At 42.3% G+C, this 21,362-nt stretch carries 14 protein-coding genes; 5 read left to right on the top strand and 9 right to left on the bottom strand.

What is annotated here, in order from left to right; genetic code table 11:
- Positions 1-126 precede the first annotated feature (126 nt).
- The 7 genes from H8796_RS07365 to H8796_RS07395 all read right to left on the bottom strand — a co-directional run bounded on the left by H8796_RS07365 (position 127) and on the right by H8796_RS07395 (position 7,801).
- Positions 127-1,395 carry a phospho-N-acetylmuramoyl-pentapeptide-transferase gene (locus H8796_RS07365; RefSeq protein ID WP_004307345.1) on the bottom strand — a complete coding sequence of 423 codons (1,269 nt, stop codon included), beginning with the start codon at positions 1,393-1,395 and terminating at the stop codon, positions 127-129.
- Between the two features lie 90 nt (positions 1,396-1,485).
- Positions 1,486-2,934, bottom strand: coding sequence for a UDP-N-acetylmuramoyl-L-alanyl-D-glutamate--2,6-diaminopimelate ligase (locus tag H8796_RS07370; protein ID WP_117932373.1), 1,449 nt, complete (start codon positions 2,932-2,934; stop codon positions 1,486-1,488).
- A 29-nt stretch (positions 2,935-2,963) separates the two neighbouring features.
- Positions 2,964-5,090 (bottom strand): penicillin-binding protein, encoded by a 2,127-nt coding sequence (locus tag H8796_RS07375; RefSeq protein WP_117932371.1) that lies wholly within the window; start codon positions 5,088-5,090, stop codon positions 2,964-2,966.
- Positions 5,091-5,167: 77 nt separating this feature from the next.
- Positions 5,168-5,524 carry an FtsL-like putative cell division protein gene (locus H8796_RS07380; RefSeq protein WP_008649240.1) on the bottom strand — a complete coding sequence of 119 codons (357 nt, stop codon included), beginning with the start codon at positions 5,522-5,524 and terminating at the stop codon, positions 5,168-5,170.
- A gap of 6 nt (positions 5,525-5,530) precedes the next feature.
- Positions 5,531-6,445 (bottom strand): 16S rRNA (cytosine(1402)-N(4))-methyltransferase RsmH, encoded by a 915-nt coding sequence (gene rsmH, locus H8796_RS07385; protein ID WP_117932369.1) that lies wholly within the window; start codon positions 6,443-6,445, stop codon positions 5,531-5,533.
- Positions 6,432-6,902, bottom strand: coding sequence for a division/cell wall cluster transcriptional repressor MraZ (gene mraZ, locus H8796_RS07390; protein WP_004307337.1), 471 nt, complete (start codon positions 6,900-6,902; stop codon positions 6,432-6,434). Before mraZ ends, rsmH begins: the two co-directional genes overlap by 14 nt.
- Before the next feature lie 395 nt (positions 6,903-7,297).
- Entirely contained in the window at positions 7,298-7,801 is a 504-nt protein-coding gene (locus H8796_RS07395; RefSeq protein WP_004298201.1) for an RNA polymerase sigma factor, read from the bottom strand.
- 259 nt (positions 7,802-8,060) lie between these two features.
- Between H8796_RS07395 and H8796_RS07400 the strand changes: the two genes are divergently transcribed.
- Both H8796_RS07400 and H8796_RS07405 read left to right on the top strand, forming a co-directional pair.
- On the top strand, positions 8,061-8,879 hold the full coding sequence (locus tag H8796_RS07400) for a 1-acyl-sn-glycerol-3-phosphate acyltransferase (protein WP_117932367.1): 819 nt from the start codon (positions 8,061-8,063) through the stop codon (positions 8,877-8,879).
- Positions 8,880-8,905: 26 nt separating this feature from the next.
- Positions 8,906-9,922 (top strand): GNAT family N-acetyltransferase, encoded by a 1,017-nt coding sequence (locus H8796_RS07405; RefSeq protein WP_117932365.1) that lies wholly within the window; start codon positions 8,906-8,908, stop codon positions 9,920-9,922.
- Here H8796_RS07405 and H8796_RS07410 read toward each other — a convergent pair.
- Complete coding sequence (locus H8796_RS07410; protein ID WP_117932363.1) at positions 9,894-11,240, bottom strand: deoxyguanosinetriphosphate triphosphohydrolase; 1,347 nt, start codon at positions 11,238-11,240, stop codon at positions 9,894-9,896. The genes H8796_RS07405 and H8796_RS07410 overlap by 29 nt on opposite strands.
- Positions 11,241-11,499: 259 nt before the next feature.
- Here H8796_RS07410 and H8796_RS07415 point away from each other — a divergent pair, with 259 nt between their 5' ends.
- Entirely contained in the window at positions 11,500-15,483 is a 3,984-nt protein-coding gene (locus H8796_RS07415; RefSeq protein ID WP_187343953.1) for a two-component regulator propeller domain-containing protein, read from the top strand.
- Between the two features lie 3 nt (positions 15,484-15,486).
- Here H8796_RS07415 and H8796_RS07420 read toward each other — a convergent pair whose 3' ends face one another.
- Positions 15,487-16,590 carry a family 43 glycosylhydrolase gene (locus H8796_RS07420; protein ID WP_099146431.1) on the bottom strand — a complete coding sequence of 368 codons (1,104 nt, stop codon included), beginning with the start codon at positions 16,588-16,590 and terminating at the stop codon, positions 15,487-15,489.
- A gap of 187 nt (positions 16,591-16,777) precedes the next feature.
- On the opposite strand from H8796_RS07420, the gene H8796_RS07425 reads away from it, so the two are divergent.
- Together H8796_RS07425 and H8796_RS07430 are read left to right on the top strand one after the other, a co-directional pair.
- Positions 16,778-18,169: an IPT/TIG domain-containing protein gene (locus tag H8796_RS07425; RefSeq protein ID WP_117932534.1), complete on the top strand. Its 1,392-nt coding sequence runs from the start codon at positions 16,778-16,780 to the stop codon at positions 18,167-18,169.
- A gap of 18 nt (positions 18,170-18,187) precedes the next feature.
- A complete protein-coding gene (locus H8796_RS07430) occupies positions 18,188-21,355 on the top strand; it encodes a TonB-dependent receptor (RefSeq protein ID WP_117932359.1) in 3,168 nt (1,055 codons plus the stop codon).
- The last annotated feature ends 7 nt before the right edge of the window (positions 21,356-21,362 follow it).

Raw genomic sequence — 21,362 nt, forward strand, 5'->3', positions numbered from 1 at the left:
TTTAAAAGTTTATAATCGGGTTAATGCTCTCTATATTTTTAATTAGGCACGGATTACGCGGATTTCACGGTTTTAAGGGATTATGCAGTTAAAGCCGCGTTAATCCGTGTAATCCGTGCCTTCATTTTATCTAATCTTTAATGTTATAATCGTTATTGCTGCCAATACAATCGTTACAATCCAGAACCGGACGGTGATCTTTGATTCGTGAAACAGTTGGTCGGGTTTGGTGAATTTCACCGTGCATCCCGGTTCAATCAGGCTCATCGAAGTGCGGAAGTGATCGTGAATCGGTGTGCGCTTGAACAATCGTTGTTTCACACCTTTTCGTTTTCCTGCCTTATAATAAGCCCGTTGCAGGATGACCGACAGGTTTTCTACCAGGAATACACCGCAAAGAATCGGTATCAGCAACTCTTTGTGGATGATGATGGCAAACACTGCGATAATACCGCCGATAGTAAGACTGCCTGTGTCTCCCATAAATACTTGTGCCGGATAGGCATTGTACCATAGGAAACCGATCAGTGCACCGATAAAGGCGCAGATATAGATTACGAGTTCTTCCGAGCCCGGAATATACATGATGTTCAGGTAGCCTGCAAATTCGATATGCGATGATACATAGGCCAGTACCCCCAACGTTGCACCGATAATTGCCGAGTTCCCGGCCGCCATTCCGTCCATACCGTCATTCAGGTTGGCACCGTTTGATACGGCGGTAACTACAATGATTGTGACAATGACGAACAATATCCATCCGGCTGTTTGCGCATGTTCTCCCATGAACGAAACCAGATCGGCATAATCAAGGTTGTTGCTCTTGAAAAAAGGAATCGTTGTCTGGGTAGATTTCAGGTCATTCGTTCCGTGTATCACTTCCATCTCCCTTCCCGGATTATGCACTTCGATATTCTCACGGATCACTACGTCCGGACTTAGGTACAAAGTCATGCCGACAATTAAACCTAAACCAACCTGCCCGATGATTTTGAATTTACCATGCAAACCTTCCTTGTCTCTTTTGAAGATTTTGATATAGTCGTCTGCAAATCCGAGTGATCCCAACCATATAGTAGTGATTAGCATCAGTATCATGTATATATTATGCAGTTTACCTAACAGTAAACAAGGTATCAGGATGGCTACAATGATGATAACACCACCCATGCTCGGCACGCCCACCTTGTTGACGCCGAACGGGTCGGTTTTAGCATCACGCTGCGTTTCTGTGATTTGCTTCCTTTTGAGTAGGTTGATGAACTTGTCTCCCCAGATACTTGAAATCAGTAACGCGAGGATAACCGCCATCAAAGCACGGAATGAAGTATATCCAAACATTCCCGCTCCTGGAAAATTGAGCTTATGTAGCCATTCAAATAGATAGTATAACATAAATAATTTGCCAATTTATTGATGTGTTGTTATGCCGGTTGCTGTCGGATAGATAACGAAGCCGGTCGGCATATTAGCACAGTCTATTCATTATTTAAAAATTTCTTTGAGTACTTCTTTGTCATCAAAATGATGTTTCACTCCTTTTATCTCCTGGTAATTCTCATGTCCTTTTCCGGCAACGAGAATTACATCTCCTTTCTCTGCCAGCATGCAAGCCGTGCGAATTGCTTCTTTACGGTCGGCAATGCTTAGTGTTTTCTTCATATCTTCCGCATCCAGTCCGGCAAGCATATCATTGATGATGTCTTGCGGCTCTTCAAAGCGCGGATTGTCGGAAGTGATGATGACGCGGTCACTCGCTTTGGCAGCTTCCTTTGCCATGATGGGGCGTTTGCCCTTGTCGCGGTTGCCGCCGGCGCCTACCACAGTAATCACTTTTCCTTTTCCTTCAAGCACTCCATGAATAGCGTTCAGTACATTAATGAGAGCATCCGGGGTATGTGCATAATCAACAATCGCCGTAATTCCCTGCGGTGAGCGGACTGCATCGAAGCGTCCGGCTACCGGATGAAGTGTGCTAAGAGCTACAAGCACCTCTTCCTCTTTCTTGCCTAACAGAACTGCCGCCCCGAATACCGCCAACAAATTGGAAGCATTGAACTTTCCGATAAACTGAACTGCCAGTTCATGATTGTTGAAATCGAGCAGCATCCCTTCGAAATGAGACTCTAATACCCGTCCTTTAAAGTCGCTAAGACTTCTCAATGAATAAGTATAGACCTTCGAACGTGTGTTCTGTGTCATTACCAATCCGTTTTTATCGTCCAGATTGGTCAGGCTGAATGCATTTTTCGGCAGATCGTCAAAGAACTTCTTCTTCGCTTTCAGATAGTTCTCTACTGTTTTATGATAGTCGAGATGGTCGCGGGTCAGATTGGTAAAAATCCCTCCTGCAAACTTTAATCCACTGATACGTTTCTGTGCAATCGAGTGGGAGCTGACTTCCATGAAAACATATTTGCATCCTTCATCTGCCATCCGTCCCAGCAAACAGTTCAACGTGATTGGATCAGGAGTAGTATGTTCTGTCGGAATCGGTTCATCATCGATGTAATTGCAAACGGTAGAAATCAATCCCACCTTATATCCGAAATAACGGAATGTATTATATAATAAGGTAGCGATTGTTGTTTTTCCATTCGTTCCGGTAACGCCGACCAGTTCCAACTTGGAAGTCGGGTCTCCATAAAAGGTAGTGGCAATCTTTCCTACCGCATCTTCGCTGTCTTTTACTTGTACATAGGTGATCCCCGGCACAGGCTCTTCCGGCATATCCTCGCAAAGGATGGCGATTGCTCCTTTTGCGATGGCAGCAGGTATATAAGCATGGCCGTCGGCTTGTGTGCCGCGCATTGCCATGAATAGCTGTCCGGCTTCCACTAGACGGGAGTCGATGTTGACACCGGTGATTTCTATGTTTGAATCTCCGGCTACCTCTACCGGTTGGATTGCTTTCAGTAATTCATTTAATAACATCACTCTATTCAATTTTTAATCTTTAATTTTTAATGAAGCGTAAGCGTCACTGTCTGTCCCTTCTTAACAATCGTTCCGTTGGCTATCGACTGGCTTTTTACTTTGCCCACGCCGACCAGATTGACTTTCAATCCTTTGCTTTCCAATAAATACACAGCGTCTTTCGCTCCCATACCTATCACACTCGGTACAAAATTCTGCATATTGCTCCGGCTCTCAAGAACCACAGCTTGTGGGGCAGAATGGGTATTTCCCCAAACCTCTTTGCCCGAATCAGCAATTTTGCCTTGTACATTAATCTGCAACTCTTCCAATACCCGTTGCGCTTCGCGCATCTCTCCGGCTTTTACATTCGGAATGACTACGGAATTAGTATCAATCGCATTGGTCAGCGGTAACCGCAGGTCTTTGGCATACACCCTTTCTGCAATTTTGCTGAACACACTACCTGCCATCAAACCTCCCGAAGCCGGTAATCCCGGTTTCTGTATAGAGACAATCATACTGTATTTAGGTGCTTCTGACGGGAAATACCCGCAGAAACTAACCAGATAATTCGTTCTTCCCGTTTTGTACCCGGCTGCTCCCTGTGAGATCTGCGCCGTTCCTGTTTTTCCTGAAACGTGGAACTGCTTGCTTCCCGCAGGTTTGGCAAGTCCTTCACCAACCACTTTCCGGAGAATCTCACGGATCTGTGCCAAAGTCTTATCCGAACAAATCTTGGGATTGATTACCTCTGTCGGATATTCTTTCACTACTTCCCCGTCCTTCATGGCAGCTCTGACAAACTTCGGACGCACGGTGACTCCATTGTTGGCTATCCCATTATAGAATGTGAGAATATTGATCGGCGGAACCTGTGTTTCGTAGCCGATACTCATCCACGGCAAAGTTGTCTTTGCAAAATAACGTTCTTTCGGACCGCGTATATTCGGTTTTCCTTCTCCCGCAATCTGCAGATGTAGCGGCTGGTCGATGCTCATCCGTTTCAACCCGTCTACAAACTTCTGCGGGTTGCTGCCGTAGAAATGGTCTATAATATAAGAGGTACCCACATTGGACGAAACCCCTAGGATTTCTGTAACAGTCAGTTTCCCATATCCTCCGCGATGCCAGTTGTGGTCTTTCATGACACGTCCGTACATCGGCATCTGTCCGTTGCCGGTGTCTACCACATAGTCCGGCGTGATCTTTCCGTCTTCAAGAGCTACCATGATAGAGGCAGTTTTGAAAGTAGACCCCGGCTCGAGCATATCACTGATGGCATTGTTGCGCATTTCGTAGTACTCACCGTCTTTGCCTTGCATCATGTTGACGATGGCTTTCACTTCTCCGGTAGTTACCTCCATCAATACCACCACGCCCACACTGGCATTCAACTCTTTCAGTTTATCCACCAATGCTTTCTCGCAAATATCCTGCATACCTACGTCGATAGTACTAATCAGATCGCAACCGTCAACCGGTGGCACATCGACAATGTTCAGATATTTGTTCATCACCTTCTGACGGTGTGTCAATCCGTCCCGTCCTTTCAGGATGGTGTCGAAAGCAAGCTCGATACCATTTCTCGCTCCTTTGGCTGTGTCTGCATACACATCTCCCAGTGTACGGGCAGCCAGTGAACCGAACGGTTTCTTACGCTGATTGTAAGCCTGTTCTTTGAATCCGCCTTTATAACGGTTCAAACAGAACACAGGCAGTCTCTTTACCTCTTTATATTGTATATAGGAGATACGTTTCGGATAAATCAGATAATTGCGGCTTTTTGCCTGGCGTCCTTTTTTGAGATGTGCCTTGAATTGTGCCGCGCTCTTGTCCGGGAATATCTTGTGAAGTCCGATACAGATAGAATCCATGTTTGCGTTGAGGATAGAATCCCGGCGTGCCTGATCTTTCTGCCTGCGTTTTTCGTCCTTTTCACCGGACATAAAGTCCATATATATTCTGTATTCGGGCAGAGAACTGGCCATTAGTTTACCATCAGAAGAAATAATGTTTCCACGATTAGGTTTCACCGTCACATTTTCTTTTACGAAACGATCAGCCACATCCTGCCAGTATTGTCGTTCGGCAAACATGGTGATGCCTGCTTTTACAACAATAGCTACTCCTATCAACGCCATCAACAGGATGACGAAGAAGTAACGGGTCATTATGTTCTTTTTATTAACTGCCACAGCATTTGTCCTTTAAAACTCTTAACTATCATTTATCAACTATCCACTCTCACCTATTTAATAAGGTAGGGAGGATTTGTCGATGTCTGCAAATCGCTTTCTTTACTCGATATATAATCTTCAATGCGCGACTGGCGGCTCTTTTCCATCAGTTCCGAGCTGCGTGTCAGCGCGTCATATTTAATGTCTATCAATTCTTGTTTCAGCCGGTCTATCTCGATCTGTTGTTGTTGACTGGCATAACGATTGTGAATGTAGAAGATGATGAATACCATGATAAGTACCAGCAACTTCGTTTGACGGCGGAAAAAATCGGTAGCCAGAATGTCTCCACCCAGAATACTCTTCAGTGAGGTACGTTTTTTCTTCTTGTCCTCTTCTGCTTTCTTGTTTACTACTTCTTCTTCCATATCTTTTTATTTCTTTTCTGCAATTCGTAATTTGGCGCTTCTCGACCGCGGGTTTCGTTCTATTTCTGCTTCGTCGGGAACGATTACCTTATTGTTGACAAGGCGGAAAGGCGTTTGCAGATTACCGAAGAAGTCGGTTTCCGCTTTTCCTTCTACATTGCCTGTCTTCATGATGTTTTTCACCATGCGGTCTTCCAGCGAATGATAAGTGATAACCACCAGTCTGCCGCCCGGCTTTAATGCTTCCGTGGCAGCCTGCAACATCTCCTTCAACGCTTCCATCTCTTGGTTTACTTCAATTCGCAGTGCCTGGAACACCTTTGCCAGCTCTTTCTTTTCGCGTTCACGACCGAAAAGCGGTTTGATGATTTCCAAAAACTCACCGATGGTCCGGATATTCTGTCCGCTTCTGGCTTTAACGATGACAGAAGCCAGTTTGCGGCTATTCTTTAGTTCCCCGTATAGGTAGAGGACGTTTGCAAGACGTTCTTCATCGTACGTATTCACGATATCTGCTGCTGTCATTCCGGCGCGCTTGTTCATACGCATATCCAGTGCCCCGTCAAAACGGAAGGAGAAGCCGCGTTCGCTATCATCGAAATGATGGGAAGATACGCCGAGGTCGGCCAGGATCGCATCTACCTGCTCAATGTCGTGATAACGCAGGAAGTTGTGCAGATAGCGGAAGTTACTGCGCACAAAGATAAAATGACTATCGTTGACGATGTTCCGTTCAGCGTCCTCGTCCTGGTCGAATCCCAGCAGACGTCCGCCTTCTCCGAGCCGTGAAAGGATCTCGCGCGAATGTCCCGCTCCTCCGAATGTAACGTCTACATACGTTCCATCCGGTTGGATATTCATACCGTCAACGCTTTCTTTCAGCAATACAGGTACGTGATATGTCAATTCATCTTTCTCCATCTTGTCTATTATCATCGTTCATAATTTCTTCTAATGCTGCACCGAACTCTTCGGGTGACATGAAAGGCTGTTCTGCCCGTTCTTTCGCCCAGATCTCTATCTTGTTATCGATGCCGATAAAGCGAATATCCCCATGGATACTGCAAATCTGTAAATACCGTTTCGGAATTAATATGCGCCCGTTGCTATCAGGTGTCACTATTTCAACGTCGCTCACGAATTGCCTGAAAATAAGTTGGTGTTTGCTATTCCATTTGTTAAGTCTACTACGTAGCTCGTTCAACTCCTCGTTCCACACGCTCTCGGGGTATAGGGTTAAACAGTCTTGAAATACGTCTTTACGCATAATAAGCCTCTCTTCGGAAGCGGCTTGTAATTGCTTCCTGAAGGTGGCGGGTATGAACACCCTTCCTTTGGCGTCCGCCCTGGCTTCAATATTTCCTAAAAAACGTATCATTACCTTATTATAATAAGCGACCGTAAAAGTATGAAATTCCCCACAATTCCCCACAACTTTCCATAAAAAACTTTCAGAGAAGTTTTCAACAGAATGTTAAATGTCTATTTGCTTGAAAATGATGTGCCTCCGAGAATGCTTTACTGGTGGGGAGCCCGTGGGCGCAGAACGAAAAAAATGTCTGTATAGGTAAAATTTAAATAATGTGGTGGGGGAGATTCTTTTTCATGCAATAGAGGTTTATCTGACACCCGGGTGTCGGACAACTAATCTTCGCAATAAAAGAAAAGGCAGAATATACCGGAGTATTTCTGCCTTTTAATCATTATCAAAACTAAAAATCTGCATTAAAGAAATATGTGATTCAAAATCACTAAGTTTTATATAGTTAAGGTTTAGCGGAAGTCTTTCAACTCTTCCTGTAATTTCTGGCGCGTGAAGAAAATACGGCTTTTCACTGTACCCAACGGGAGGTTCAGTTTTTCCGCAATTTCACGGTATTTGAATCCTGAAACGTGCATCGCAAACGGAACTCTGTATTCTTTGGGGAGTTTGTTAACTACACGGTGCATCTCTTTCAGGTCGTATGCTCTTTCTGTATTTTCAGAACTTCCATCCTGTGGCAAATTCAGATGATAAAGATTATCAGTCTGGTCGATGAATGTCTGGTCGCGGACTACCTTGCGGTAGTTGTTTATGAATATATTGCGCATGATGGTATACATCCATCCTTTGAAATTTGTATCAGGGGTATATTTATCTTCATTATCTAATGCTTTTAATGATGTCTCCTGCAACAAATCGTTTGCTTCTTCACGGTCAGTTGTCAGTTTATAAGCGAAGCGTAGTAATTCATCTTGTACTCCTACTAAGTCTTTTCTGAAGCTTAAACTTTTCATAATGTGTTGCTTTTTAAAGGTGAATATTCGTTTGTTATTTTCGATGTTGCAAGTTTACATGAATTTTTGAAACCCGGTAGGGGAAAAACTGACGTTTTTTTACCCGAAAACTATCCGCGGATAGTTTTTAGGTCATTTTTGATAGTTTTTGGGTGGTGTTTTTTTATGTTCTGAACTTAAATCCTGCATTTTCTACCAAATTATTGCGATTAATAAAAAAGAACCGTTAATTTTGTGCCATCATTTTTATTTGAAAAGAATGACTGATGACTCTTTATTTTTGATCGATGTCGATAAGATACTTCGGACGAAGGCTCCGAAGCATTACAAGTACATCCCTAAGTTCGTGATTTCTTATCTGAAGAAAATTGTTCATCAGGATGAAATTAATGTATTCCTGAATGAGTCGAAGGATAAACTGGGAGTGGACTTTCTGGAGGCGTGTATGGATTTTCTGGATGCGAAAGTGGACGTGAAAGGCATTGAGAATTTGCCAAAGGATGGTCTGTACACTTTTGTTTCCAATCATCCGTTGGGCGGACAGGACGGTGTTGCGCTTGGTTATGTGTTAGGAAAGCACTATGAGGGAAAGGTGAAATATCTGGTGAATGATCTATTGATGAATTTACGCGGGTTGGCTCCCCTTTGCATACCTATTAATAAAACCGGCAAGCAGGCAAAGGACTTCCCGAAGATGGTGGAAGCCGGATTCCAGTCCGACGACCAGTTGATTATGTTTCCTGCCGGACTGTGTTCGCGCCGTCGGAATGGAGTGATTCGCGATCTGGAATGGAAAAAGACATTTGTAGTAAAGAGCATACAAGCAAAACGTGATGTAATACCCGTGCATTTTGGGGGCAGGAATTCTGATTTCTTTTACAATCTGGCAAATGTTTGCAAGGCACTGGGTATCAAGTTTAACATTGCTATGTTGTATCTTGCGGATGAAATGTTTAAGAATCGCCACAAAACTTTTACTGTCACTTTTGGCAAACCCATACCCTGGCAGACTTTTGATAAATCGAAAACTCCTGCGCAGTGGGCTGAATACGTAAAGGATATTGTTTATAAACTGTAACTGATAGAACAACTATAACAAGGAATATGGAAGAGATTATTAAACCGGTAAGCAAAGAACTGCTAAAAGCAGAATTGACGGAAGACAGACGCTTACGAATGACGAATAAGAGTAATAATCAGATTTATATTATTACTCATCAGAATGCTCCCAATGTGATGAGAGAGATTGGTCGTTTGCGTGAGATAGCTTTCCGTGCTGCTGGTGGAGGTACAGGTCTGTCAATGGATATCGATGAATACGACACGATGGAAAACCCCTACAAGCAGTTGATCGTATGGAATCCGGAAGCGGAAGAAATTCTGGGTGGTTACCGGTATCTGCTAGGTACGGACGTGCGCTTTGATGAAAAAGGTGCTCCGATTCTGGCTACTTCCCATATGTTTCATTTCTCTGATGCTTTTATTAAAGAATACTTGCCGCAGACAATTGAATTGGGGCGTTCGTTCGTTACGCTTGAATATCAGTCTACCCGTGCCGGAAGCAAAGGTTTGTTTGCCTTGGATAACTTGTGGGATGGATTAGGAGCGTTGACTGTGGTTATGCCGAATGTGAAATATTTCTTTGGTAAAGTGACCATGTATCCGAGCTATCATCGTCGTGGCCGTGATATGATTCTTCATTTCCTCAAGAAGCATTTTTATGACAAAGAGAAACTTGTCACTCCGATCGAGCCTCTGAAACTTGAAACTTCCGAGGCAGAGCTGAAATCTCTCTTCTGCAAGCATTCCTTCAAGGAAGACTATAAAATATTGAATTGTGAAATCCGTAAACTGGGATATAATATACCTCCGTTGGTAAATGCATATATGAGCCTAAGCCCTACGATGCGTATGTTTGGAACAGCTATCAATTATGAATTCGGTGATGTGGAAGAAACCGGTATTCTGATTGCTGTAGACGAAATTCTCGAAGATAAACGGATTCGACACATCCAGACGTTTATTGAAAGCCATCCGGATGCGTTGAGGTTGTCTTCTTGTGAAGGGGAAGAAGTGTTTACCCCTAAAGTGGTTACACCGCAGGCAGACTGTTCCCGTTAATTTTACGATAAAGATCAAGAGCAAAGACGTCGGTCATTCCCGATATATAGTCAAGTACCGCCTGTATTCTTTCATAGAGTACGGGCGCTTTTATATTGTATTGACTGGAAACCCGGTCGATCAGGAGTTGGGAATAAGTCTTTTCGGGTGAGGTTACGGCGTCTATCATCAATTCGAGCAGGGTGCTGATGATGCGGAATCCCGCCAGTTCAACATCCAGTACGTCCCGTGAACGGTAGATTTTATTGATAGATACTTCGACGCTGTGTTTATAGGCTGCTGCCGGACGCTCGGCTATGCGCTTGATTAGTGATCCTTCGAACGTGCCGGACAGGATTTCTTGTTCATGATCTAAAAAGACACGGGTACACTCCCGGATCAATAAACCGATGACGGAAGAACGCAGGTAAGCGATTTGTTCGTTGACATCGTTGACGATCAGGAATGTTTTCCGGAGATGTTCCTGACGCTCTTCGCTGAAATAGGCCATTAATAGCTCCTTAGTCTCTTCTGTGGTGAGAATCTTCAGTTTATATGCATCCTCAATATCCATCATCTGATAGCAAATGTCGTCTGCCGCTTCAACCAAATACACTAACGGGTGGCGTGCATACTTCAAAGGATGTTCGTTGAGCAATATCAGTCCTAATTCTGTTGCAATTTTGCGGAAGCTTTCTTCTTCGCTGACGAAAAAGCCAAACTTGGATTTTGTTCCTGCAAGGCTCGATGAAAAGGGGTATTTTACGATAGAAGCCAAAGTGGTGTATGTTAGAACGAATCCACCTTTACGACGTCCCTCGAACTGGTGTGTAAGTATCCGGAAGGCATTTGCATTTCCTTCAAAATGTGTCAAATCTTCCCATTCCATCGGAGAAAGTTGCTCTCCGTTGGGCTGTTTCTCTTTCAAGCGAACTCCTTTCCCTTCAGAGAAAAAAGTGGAAATGGCCTTTTCGCCTGAATGACCGAAAGGCGGATTACCCAAATCGTGTGCCAGGCAAGCAGCCGAAACGATAGAACCGATCTCCGGCAGGAAAGAATCCTGAAGTTCCGGATGACGTTCCAGAAGTGCTTTGGCAACATCGTCCCCGAGTGAACGGCCAACGCTGGCGACTTCGAGACTGTGCGTAAGTCGGTTGTGTACAAAAACGCTGCCCGGTAGAGGGAATACTTGCGTTTTGTTCTGTAATCTGCGGAAAGGAGCCGAAAAAATAAGACGGTCATAGTCCCGTTGGAATTCGGATCGGTTTTCCTGTCGTTCCTCATGGAATTCTTCCATTCCGAAACGTTTCGCTGATATTAATTGGTTCCAATTCATCATTTTTATTTACGATTTAACGATTTGCGATTTGATGATTGATGAATGTGTCAATTGACAGTTGGTACATTAGCACCTTGCCTTATTAGCACATTATTTATTATTTAACTGCAAACTTAACTATTTTTCAGTTCAAAATGTGTATTTTCGCTTGTTAAATCTGCTGTCCGAGATATTTGTCGTTAAAGATAAAATAGGTTCGGGGGTTTGACTGAATCGGCGGTAGACTTGATCTGTATTAACCTTTTTACTTCTTATTTATATGAAAAAACAGGTTACAGCCTTTATCTGTATAATCGTTTTCAATTTTGAAGCCATATTCGCTTCTACTGATTTCTCTTTTAAAAGGTATCAGGTGGAAGACGGACTTTCGCACAATACGACTTGGTGTTCGATTCAAGATAGCTATGGCTTTTTGTGGATTGGCACAAGTGATGGACTGAATTGTTATGATGGTTGTGGCAACAGGGTGTATCGGAATGCTTTGAATAATAAATATTCTTTGGGTAATAATTTCGTCAGTTCCCTTTTGGAAGAAGGGGAAAATATCTGGGTAGGAACAAATTCGGGACTTTATATCTATGACCGTTCTACTGACCGCTTTTCTTATTTTAATGAAACAACACGGTATGGCGTATTTGTCAGTAGTGAGGTGAAGAAAATCATAAAAACTCAAAGTGGTTTGATTTGGATTGCTACGTTGGGGCAAGGTGTGTTTATTTATGAACCAGTGACAGGTGTGCTGACACAGAATAGTATTCATACTTCTTTTGTTTGGGATATCTGTCAGAGTGCAGATTCCCGTATTTATGTTTCTTCAATGCAGGAAGGACTATTTTGTTTTGATGAGAAGGGAACCTTTCTGCAAAATTATCCGGTTCTGTCAGATTCAAACATAGGCAGTCAGAGAATCAATTGTCTCTATAGTATTAAGAATGAAATATGGTTTGGCGTAGGTACTAATTTATTAGGTTGTTATCAGGAAGGAAGCCCGGATTTGAAAATTTATGATGCGTCTGCACAGAATTTCGGTGCTATTCTCTGTTTGATGGATTATAACGAAAAAGAATTGTTAGTTGGTACGGATAATGGACTGTATCTGTTCAATCGCGACCTTAAAACATTTCGTAGAGGCGATTCTCCCTTTGGCTTGCGAGCATTGGGCGATCCAACTGTTAATGCAATGATGTGGGATGCCGAAGGTACACTTTGGGTGATGACTAACTCCGGCGGAGTGAGTTACATGACTAAGCAATTGAAGCGTTTTGATTACTATTCCCTTATCTCATTATCAGGTACATTAGAGCTTGGCAGGGAGATCGGCCCTCTTTGTGAAGACCAGAATGGAAATATCTGGGTGGGAACCCGGAGCGGGTTATGTTTTTTCAATACACAAATTCATTCACTTTCGGAGTATACTTTAAAGAATGTGGATGCGAGATATGACATTCGTAGCTTGCTGCTAGATGGCGACCGCCTTTGGATAGGAACCTATGCGGAAGGGTTGCATGTGCTAAACCTGAAAACTGGAGCAGTAAAGAGTTATGTCCATTCTCGCGATATTCCCTATACAATTTGTAGTAATGATGTCTTGAGTCTCTTTAAAGACCGAAAAGGAGATGTTTTTGTTGGAACAAGTTGGGGGTTATGTCGTTACAATTCGCAATTGGATAATTTTGTGACAATCATTCATGTCGGCTCTATGGCTTCTGTAACTGATATTTATGAGGATATGTACAATAGTCTTTGGGTTGCGACCTCAAATAGTGGTGTCTTTCGTTATAATACAGTGAACGATCGTTGGGAACATTTTGAACATATACGTGAAGATACAACAACTATTACCAGTAATTCTGTGATTACATTGTTTGAAGATATGAAAGGAACAATGTGGTTTGGAACCAATGGAGGAGGATTATGCTCATTCTCCAAAGATACGGAGACTTTCATTGACTTCGACCCGGAAAATACATTGTTGCCTAATAAGGTAATTTTCTCTATAGAACAGGATCGGACCGGTGATTTTTGGATTTCCTGTAATGCCGGATTATGCCGCATTAATCCCGTGTCTCAAAAGAACTTTCATTTATTTACCGTAAATGATGGTTTGCAAGGTAATCAGTTTACTGCACAGTCTTCATTGAGATCGTCCACAGGGAAGCTCTATTTTGGAGGAATCAATGGTTTCAATGTATTTGAACCGGGGCGGTTTACGGATAATACCTATCTTCCCCCTGTTTATGTTACTGATATTAGTTTCCCTTATTTGACAAATGAACAAGAAGTGAAACGGCTGCTTCGTTTAGATAAGCCCTTCTATAAAGCGGATAAGATCCAATTACCCTATGCAAATAATAGTTTTACAGTACGTTTTGTAGCACTTAGTTATGAAGATCCACACAGAAATCGTTATACTTATATGTTGAAAGGTATTGATAAGGAGTGGATACATTCATCTAATAATACGGCCTCATACACCAATCTTCCAGCTGGGGAATATGAGTTTTTAGTTTGTGGCTCTAACAATGACCATCACTGGAATGAGAAAGCGGCTTCCTTATGGATTGTGATAACTCCGCCCTGGTGGCGGACTAGTGTCGCTTATTTTATGTATATACTATTATTTCTGTGTACAGCTTGCTATATTGGTTGGCGTTGGAATCTCTATGTCAAGCGTAAATATAAACGTCGTATGGAGGATTATCAGGTTGCCAAGGAAAAAGAGATGTATAAATCGAAAATCAATTTTTTTATCAGTCTGGTACATGAAATACGTACTCCTCTTAGTCTGATTCGGATCCCTCTGGAAAAGTTGAGGGAAGAGGAAAAAGAAGAAAGAAAAGAAAAATACCTTTCGGTGATGGATAAGAATGTAAATTATCTGTTGGGAATAACGAATCAGTTACTTGATTTTCAGAAGATGGAGAGTGGAGCATTGCAACTTAGCATGAAGGAGTGTAGTATTAATGCGTTGGTGAGTGATATATTCAATCAGTTCAATGGTTCTGCAGATTTGCAAGAGTTAACAATCTGTCTTAGTTTACCTCCTGAAGAAATTAGTATGATGATTGATTCGGAGAAAGTTAGTAAAATTTTGGTAAACTTGGTAGGAAATGCTATTAAATATGCAAAATCTCAAGTCGAGATGCGGCTAATATTATTGGGCGATAGGGTAAATATAATAGTGAGTGATGATGGCCCCGGAGTCCCTGAAGGTCAGCAAAATAAGATATTTCAGGCTTTCTATCAATTGCCGGATGATCCGGTGGCAACGTCTACAGGTACAGGGATTGGTTTGGCATTTGCCAGATCTTTGGCAGAAGCTCATCATGGAACTTTATCATTAGAAAATAGGATGGAAGGTGGTTCCTCATTTATATTGTCTTTGCCGTTGGAAACAGTAGTAACGGAAAGTATTCCGAATGAATTTGCTGAAATGCAGATGATAGATGTGGAAGGAAAAAAAATGCCGGATTCGGAGTTTGGAAATAAGAGATTCATTGTTTTGTTGGTGGAAGATAATGTCGAGTTATTAAATTTGACCAGAGAATCTCTAAGTGATTGGTTTAAAGTTTTTTCTGCCTGCAATGGAAAAGAAGCACTGGAAATACTTTCACGTGAGAGTATTGATGTCATTGTAAGTGATATTATGATGCCCGAAATGAATGGTCTTGAACTATGCAACTATATAAAATCAGATCTAGTTTACTCTCATATTCCCGTTATCTTGTTGACAGCGAAGACAACGTTAGACTCAAAAGCGGAAGGTTTTGAAAATGGTGCTGATGCATATATTGAGAAACCATTCTCTATTAAGCAGCTCCATAAACAAATTGAAAACTTATTAAAACTGCGACTGGCCTTCCATAAGTTGATGATTAATCTTTCTGGAAGTCCGACTTCTTCATTGGCGGATTTTGCTCTTTCACAAAAAGATGTAGAATTTATAGAGAGGGTAAATACGATTTTGTCGGAACTGCTTTCTGATGAGAGTTGTTCGATAGATTTGTTAGCAGAGCAGATGAATATGAGTCGTTCTAATTTTTCCCGGAAGATAAAAGCTCTGTCTGGTATGCCGCCTCATGATTATATAAAGAACTTTCGGTTGAATAAGTCGACTGAACTAATCATGAGTGGTATACGAATAGCTGAAGTTGCCGAACAGTTAGGGTTTACTACTTCTTCGTATTTTGCAAAGTGTTTTAAAGAAAAGTTTGGGGTATTACCGAAAGATTATAAAGGATAACAGCTAGTTCCTATCACTCGTGGGGGTGCCAGACGGCTTTTGAAGCAAGGTGCTTTCCTTTTGGGGGATTCCTAAAATGGGAATTCCATTTTCATCCCATTCTATCTTTTGTATGCGTGTTGTCCGACCGTCCAAAACGAACATGTCACGAAGGGCGTTTCGAGCGTGGTAAAGTATATACCATTCTTTCTTGTCGGGTGAAGGTATGAAACACAGGCTACCGGGGCCATACACATGATTCTCTGGTGCTTGTTTGAATACAGGTTCCAGAGATTTCTTCCATGAATTCGGGTTGAGAAGATCGCTGTTAGCATCAGCTGTTAATAACCCTACACAATAATAAGGTGTCCAGTTACCGCTTGCAGAGTAATATATTAATAATTTGTCTTTGTTTTTGGAACGGAAAAATTGTGGAGCTTCATTCACATGAATAGGATAACCGGTTTTATTGCCATCTATACTGATCCATTGACATTCCCATTCGTATTCAGGTTTGGATATTAATATACGGTCTGAGGCTAGTGTCCATGGATTTTTCATTTCAGCGATATAGATACATTGGGTTTCTTGATAAATTCTTCTGGTTTCCCATCCGCACCAGATTAGATAACGTTTGCCATTATGCTCGAAAGGATTAGCATGAATAGCCAAGTTATTATTTTTATCGGTCGATATTCTTCCTTTCATGACAAACTCTCCTTTCATGGGATCGGGAGATTCATTTTCTAGCACATATATCTGACGATTGTCTATATTACCATCATCAGCAGCGCAATAGATATACCATTTATTGTCCATATAGTGTATCTCTGGTCCCCAAAGATGAGATATACCCGAGGCATTTTGGGGCGAATATACGTTTTTTTTTGCTGCTTTTGCCAGTTGTGTAATATCGTCAGTTTCCCATAATATGATACAGTCTGCTAAACTTTGAGTATAGTAATATTTTCCTTCATGAAAGATGGCCCATGGCTCGGATCCTCCACCTATGACAGGATTTGTGTAGAAAAGTGTAGAGTCAATGCCTGTTTGTTTATCAGTCTTTTTGCTTTGGCATGATAGACAAACGATAAGCAATATTAAAAATAAGCAATTTTGAAATTTCATAGTGCTTTCTTTACTAAGATACTTGCAAAGAAAGCACAAATTATTTAATTCTGGAGCTGTTTGATTGGTTTTTATTGTTTGTTAGTTAGAAATTAGCCTATAATTAATACTTTCATTTCTAAATTTGCATTTAATAAAACCTTTGGATCTATTGGCTATTAATTTTTTATTAACTAAATTTATTATTATGATGAACAGGAAAGGAAAAAGAATGAATGTTGTTAAGGCATTTTGTTTATTTACTTTGCTTGGGTGCTTCATTGGCTGTAAAGACGATGAAAAGAAGAAAGAGCAAGCTTTTAATAACGATTTGCCTATTGAAATTGTGGGTTTTGAACCTCAAGAAGTTACTTCGCGCACGCAACTCCTTATCTATGGAAAAAATTTCGGAAATGACCCCTCTTTGATTCACTTGAAATTAGGAGGTGTGGATACAAAAGTGGTGGGTTGTAACAATGAATGTCTATATTGTATGATTCCTCGTAATTCGAATAAGGGAACTATCGAGATTTCTATTGGTGATCAGACCGCTATGGCTAACGATCGATTTACTTATATCTCGAATACACAGGTTACTACATTGTGTGGCTATGTAGACGAGACTGGACGTTATGAAGTAAAAGACGGTTCGTTCGACGAATGTGGCTTGAAGTGCCCGGCTTGGCTAAGTATTGATCCTCAAAATCCGAACCATATTTATATGATTGAAGAGAATAATAGTATCCGTTTGATAGATGTGGAAGCGGAAAAAATGTCTACTGTTATAACGGTAGGGCAGATGAATATAACGAGTCCGCGTACTTTGAGTTGGAGTCTGACCGGTGATACTCTATTTGTGAATAACTGGGCAGATTCGGAAGCAGCTCCGGCTATTGTTATGCTTTTGAGAAAAGACGAATTTAAGAAGCCACATGTACTTCTTTCTGGTCGTAAATTTATTATTGCGGCAATTACCCATCCAAAAACTGGTGATATATACTTTACTCAAGAATCTAATGGTAGCGTTTATCAGTATAGTATATCAACGGGAGAGGTGAAACAAATGTTTACGGTAGGAGGATCTTGGATATGGATATATCCTTATTTTCATCCGTCGGGCGACTTTGCCTATATCGTTCGGCCGCGTGAAGGTACTATTTTAAAATCTAAGTTTGATAAAGAAACCAATCAGTTGGAAGATCCCTCTGTTTTTGCGGGAAACTGGCATTGGGGGCATAGAGAAGGGGTAGGAACCAATGCTAATATGGGAGTTTTGTGGCAAGGAGCTTTTGTGAAAAATGAGAAATATGCGAATCAACATAAGGAGGACATATATGACTTTTATGTAGCTGACGGAGAGTTATATGACACACATCCGGGTGATTTGATATGGCGGGTCACTCCTACAGCTGAAGTTATCCGCTATGCCGGTCGTGGAAGCACGGGCATGGATGGTAACCATTGGGGCTATGTGGACGGTGATTTGCTTAAGGAAGTTCGGTTCAATGGTCCGCACAGTATTGCATTCGATGAAGAAAATAAAATCTTTTATATAGGTGATCAGTTTAATCACCGTATTCGTCAGATTATTGTTGAATAATAAAATATCCTGTAAATTATGAAACAAAAACTATGGGCTATCATAGCTTTTCTATATTGTTTTATGTTAGGAATAACTGCCCAGCAGAATAACCAAAAACAAATTGTGGTGTCCGGGGTAGTGACCGATGTCAATAATGAACCGTTGATTGGTGCTAATGTGACGGTGAAGAATGTGCCGGGATTAGGTGCTATCACTAATATTGATGGAAAATATACCATTAAGATGCAACCCTACAACCGCTTGGTGTTCTCCTACATCGGTTATGAGACTCAAGAGATTTTAGTGAAAGAGGAACATACTGTCAATGTGGTGATGAAAGAGAATAAGGAGACAGCCTTGGATGAGGTAGTCATCACTGCTACCGGTGCGCAGAAGAAGTTGACAGTGACGGGTGCAGTTACTACCGTCAATGTAGACCGGTTGAAGGCGTCACCTTCGGGTAGCATTTCCAACTCACTGGCAGGAAACGTGGCGGGTGTGATAGCCCGTCAGACTACTGGCCAGCCGGGAAAGAATGTTTCTGAATTTTGGATTCGCGGTATCTCTACCTTTGGGGCTGGGGCAGGTGCATTAGTTCTGGTGGACGGATTTGAACGTGACATGAATGAACTGAACTATGAAGATATTGAATCGTTCACCGTGTTGAAAGATGCTTCCGAAACTGCCATTTACGGTTCGCGCGGTGCTAACGGTGTGGTATTGATTACCACTCGCCGTGGTAAGGTAGACAAGATTACCATTGATGCCAAGGTAGAGACCATGTACAACACCCGTACTTTTACGCCTGACTTTGTGGATGGCATTACCTACGCCTATATGGCGAACGAGGCACGCCGTACGCGCAATCTCGAACCTATCTACACCGGCAACGAGCTGCAAATCTTGAAACAGGGTCTCGACCCCGACTTGCTACCCAATGTAGACTGGATGGACGAATTGCTGAAGAAAGGCGCTATGAGTTATCGTGCCTCGTTGAATTTGAGTGGTGGTGGACAGAATGCACGCTATTTCGTTTCTGCCAGTTATCTCGATGAAGGCGGTATGTATAAGGTGGACAAGTCTTTGAAAGACTATAACACCAACAGTAACGCCAAACGTTGGAACTATCGTATGAATGCGGATATCAATATTACCAAGACTACCCTTTTGCAGGTGGGTATCGGTGGTGCGTTGAAAAAGATGAACGAATCGGGCTTGACTTCGGATCAAATTTGGACCAGTCTGTTGTTTCAGACTCCCACTAGTATGCCCAAAATGTATTCCAACGGTTACGTGCCAACTGATGCGGGTGGTAACCTTAATCCTTGGGTGGCATCTACTCAATGTGGATACAACGAACAGTGGTGGAACAATATTCAGACCAACGTCACTTTGAATCAAAAATTGGACTTCATCACCAAAGGACTGAATTTTGTGGGACGTTTCGGCTTTGATACAGATAACTACAATTATATCCGCCGTTTCAAATGTCCTGAGTTATGGAGTGCTGACCGTTATAGAAAGGATGACGGTTCCATCAACTTCACCCGCCAAAAGAAAGAGCAGGTGATGGATCAGACTTCAGGCAATAGTGGAGAGCGCAAAGAATATTTTGAAGCGGAACTTCAGTATGCCCGCAATTTCAAAGGACATATGCTGAACGGAACATTGAAATACTCGCAAGACTCCAAAGTGAGAACACAGGAAATCGGTAAAGAAATCGTCAATTCGCTTCCTTTCCGTCATCAAGGGTTGGCCGGTCGTATTGCCTACAACTGGAACTATCGTTATTTCTTGAACTTTAACTTTGGCTATACTGGTTCAGAAAACTTTGCTTCTGGTCATCAGTTTGGTTTCTTTCCCGCCTATTCGACTGCCTGGAACATCGCCGAAGAACCTTTTGTCAAGAAGAACCTGAAGTGGATGAATATGTTTAAAGTGCGCTATTCGTGGGGTAAAGTAGGCAACGATAAAATGTATGAGCCCAATGGTGTACAGATACGTTTCCCTTATCTCTACACAATAGGTTATGGCGGTGCCCCTGCTAATTTTTGGGGAGATCATAACGGATATTATTCTGCGTTTGGAGGATATAACTGGGCGGATTATGGTTATGGAAGTCCTGGTACTACTATTTTTCAAGGTTTGCGCTATACATCGTATGCTAACCCGGGTGTGACTTGGGAGATCGCCACCAAACATGATGTAGGTTTGGACATGAGCATCTTTGATGACAAATTCATGCTGACTGTGGATTATTTCCAGGAAAAGCGTAAAGGCATCTTTATGTATCGTAAATTCTTGCCTGCTACCGCCGGTATTGAGGGCGGGATGACCAATCCGAGAGCTAATGTGGGCGCAGTATCCTCTAAAGGTGTCGACGGTAACATGACCTACAAGCAACAAATTGGCAAAGTGCTTTTGACTGCACGTGCTAATGCCACGCTCTCAAAGAACGAAGTGAAGGAAAAAGATGAACAAGAGAACATTTATCCTTATAGGATGGAGCGTGGCTACCGTGTCAACCAGGCTAAGGGATTTGTTGCATTGGGCTTGTTCAAGGATTACGATGACATCCGTAATAGCCCCAAACAGACTTTTGGCAATTATATGCCGGGCGACATCAAGTATAAGGATGTCAATGGCGATGGTATCATCGACGATCAAGATCAAGTGGCTGTGGGGGCTACTACCGTACCCAACTTGGTATATGGTATAGGTGTCTCCGCACAGTGGAAAGGTTTGGATGTGAATGTCCATTTCCAAGGAGCCGGGAAGTCTTCTTTCTTTATTGATGGAGAGGGGGTGCGTCCTTTTGCTAGTGGCAACCGGGGTAATTTCTATCAGGAAGTAATAGGCGGACGTTGGATTTCAAAAGAAGAATCGGGTACAATAGCTACGGAAAATCCGCATGCCAAATATCCTCGCTTGAGCTATGGCTACAACGGCAACAACAACCGCAACTCATCTTACTGGTTGCGCAATGGGGCTTATCTGCGTTTGAAAACGCTGGAAGTGGGCTACACACTGCCCAAAAAGATCGTAAATAGAATCCACTTCAACAACATTCGTATCTACATGATTGGCACCAATCTGATTACGTGGTCGAAGTTCAAGATGTGGGATCCGGAAATGAACAGCAGTAATGGTGCAACCTATCCGTTGGCCAAGTCTGTCACTGTGGGATTAAATGTTAACTTATAACAAAATG

The sequence above is a fragment of the Bacteroides sp. M10 genome (assembly GCF_014334015.1).
Lineage (GTDB): Bacteria > Bacteroidota > Bacteroidia > Bacteroidales > Bacteroidaceae > Bacteroides > Bacteroides intestinigallinarum.

What these genes read in the sequence shown, in the direction of transcription:
- H8796_RS07375 (WP_117932371.1), bottom strand. Translation starts at nt 5,090, where the DNA reads ATGACCCGTTACTTCTTCGTCATCCTGTTGATGGCGTTGATAGGAGTA.
- H8796_RS07415 (WP_187343953.1), top strand. Translation starts at nt 11,500, where the DNA reads ATGAAAAAACAGGTTACAGCCTTTATCTGTATAATCGTTTTCAATTTT.
- H8796_RS07410 (WP_117932363.1), bottom strand. Translation starts at nt 11,240, where the DNA reads ATGATGAATTGGAACCAATTAATATCAGCGAAACGTTTCGGAATGGAA.
- H8796_RS07430 (WP_117932359.1), top strand. Translation starts at nt 18,188, where the DNA reads ATGAAACAAAAACTATGGGCTATCATAGCTTTTCTATATTGTTTTATG.
- rsmH (WP_117932369.1), bottom strand. Translation starts at nt 6,445, where the DNA reads ATGGAGAAAGATGAATTGACATATCACGTACCTGTATTGCTGAAAGAA.
- H8796_RS07425 (WP_117932534.1), top strand. Translation starts at nt 16,778, where the DNA reads ATGATGAACAGGAAAGGAAAAAGAATGAATGTTGTTAAGGCATTTTGT.
- H8796_RS07380 (WP_008649240.1), bottom strand. Translation starts at nt 5,524, where the DNA reads ATGGAAGAAGAAGTAGTAAACAAGAAAGCAGAAGAGGACAAGAAGAAA.
- mraZ (WP_004307337.1), bottom strand. Translation starts at nt 6,902, where the DNA reads ATGATACGTTTTTTAGGAAATATTGAAGCCAGGGCGGACGCCAAAGGA.
- H8796_RS07395 (WP_004298201.1), bottom strand. Translation starts at nt 7,801, where the DNA reads ATGAAAAGTTTAAGCTTCAGAAAAGACTTAGTAGGAGTACAAGATGAA.
- H8796_RS07370 (WP_117932373.1), bottom strand. Translation starts at nt 2,934, where the DNA reads ATGTTATTAAATGAATTACTGAAAGCAATCCAACCGGTAGAGGTAGCC.
- H8796_RS07405 (WP_117932365.1), top strand. Translation starts at nt 8,906, where the DNA reads ATGGAAGAGATTATTAAACCGGTAAGCAAAGAACTGCTAAAAGCAGAA.
- H8796_RS07365 (WP_004307345.1), bottom strand. Translation starts at nt 1,395, where the DNA reads ATGTTATACTATCTATTTGAATGGCTACATAAGCTCAATTTTCCAGGA.
- H8796_RS07400 (WP_117932367.1), top strand. Translation starts at nt 8,061, where the DNA reads ATGACTGATGACTCTTTATTTTTGATCGATGTCGATAAGATACTTCGG.
- H8796_RS07420 (WP_099146431.1), bottom strand. Translation starts at nt 16,590, where the DNA reads ATGAAATTTCAAAATTGCTTATTTTTAATATTGCTTATCGTTTGTCTA.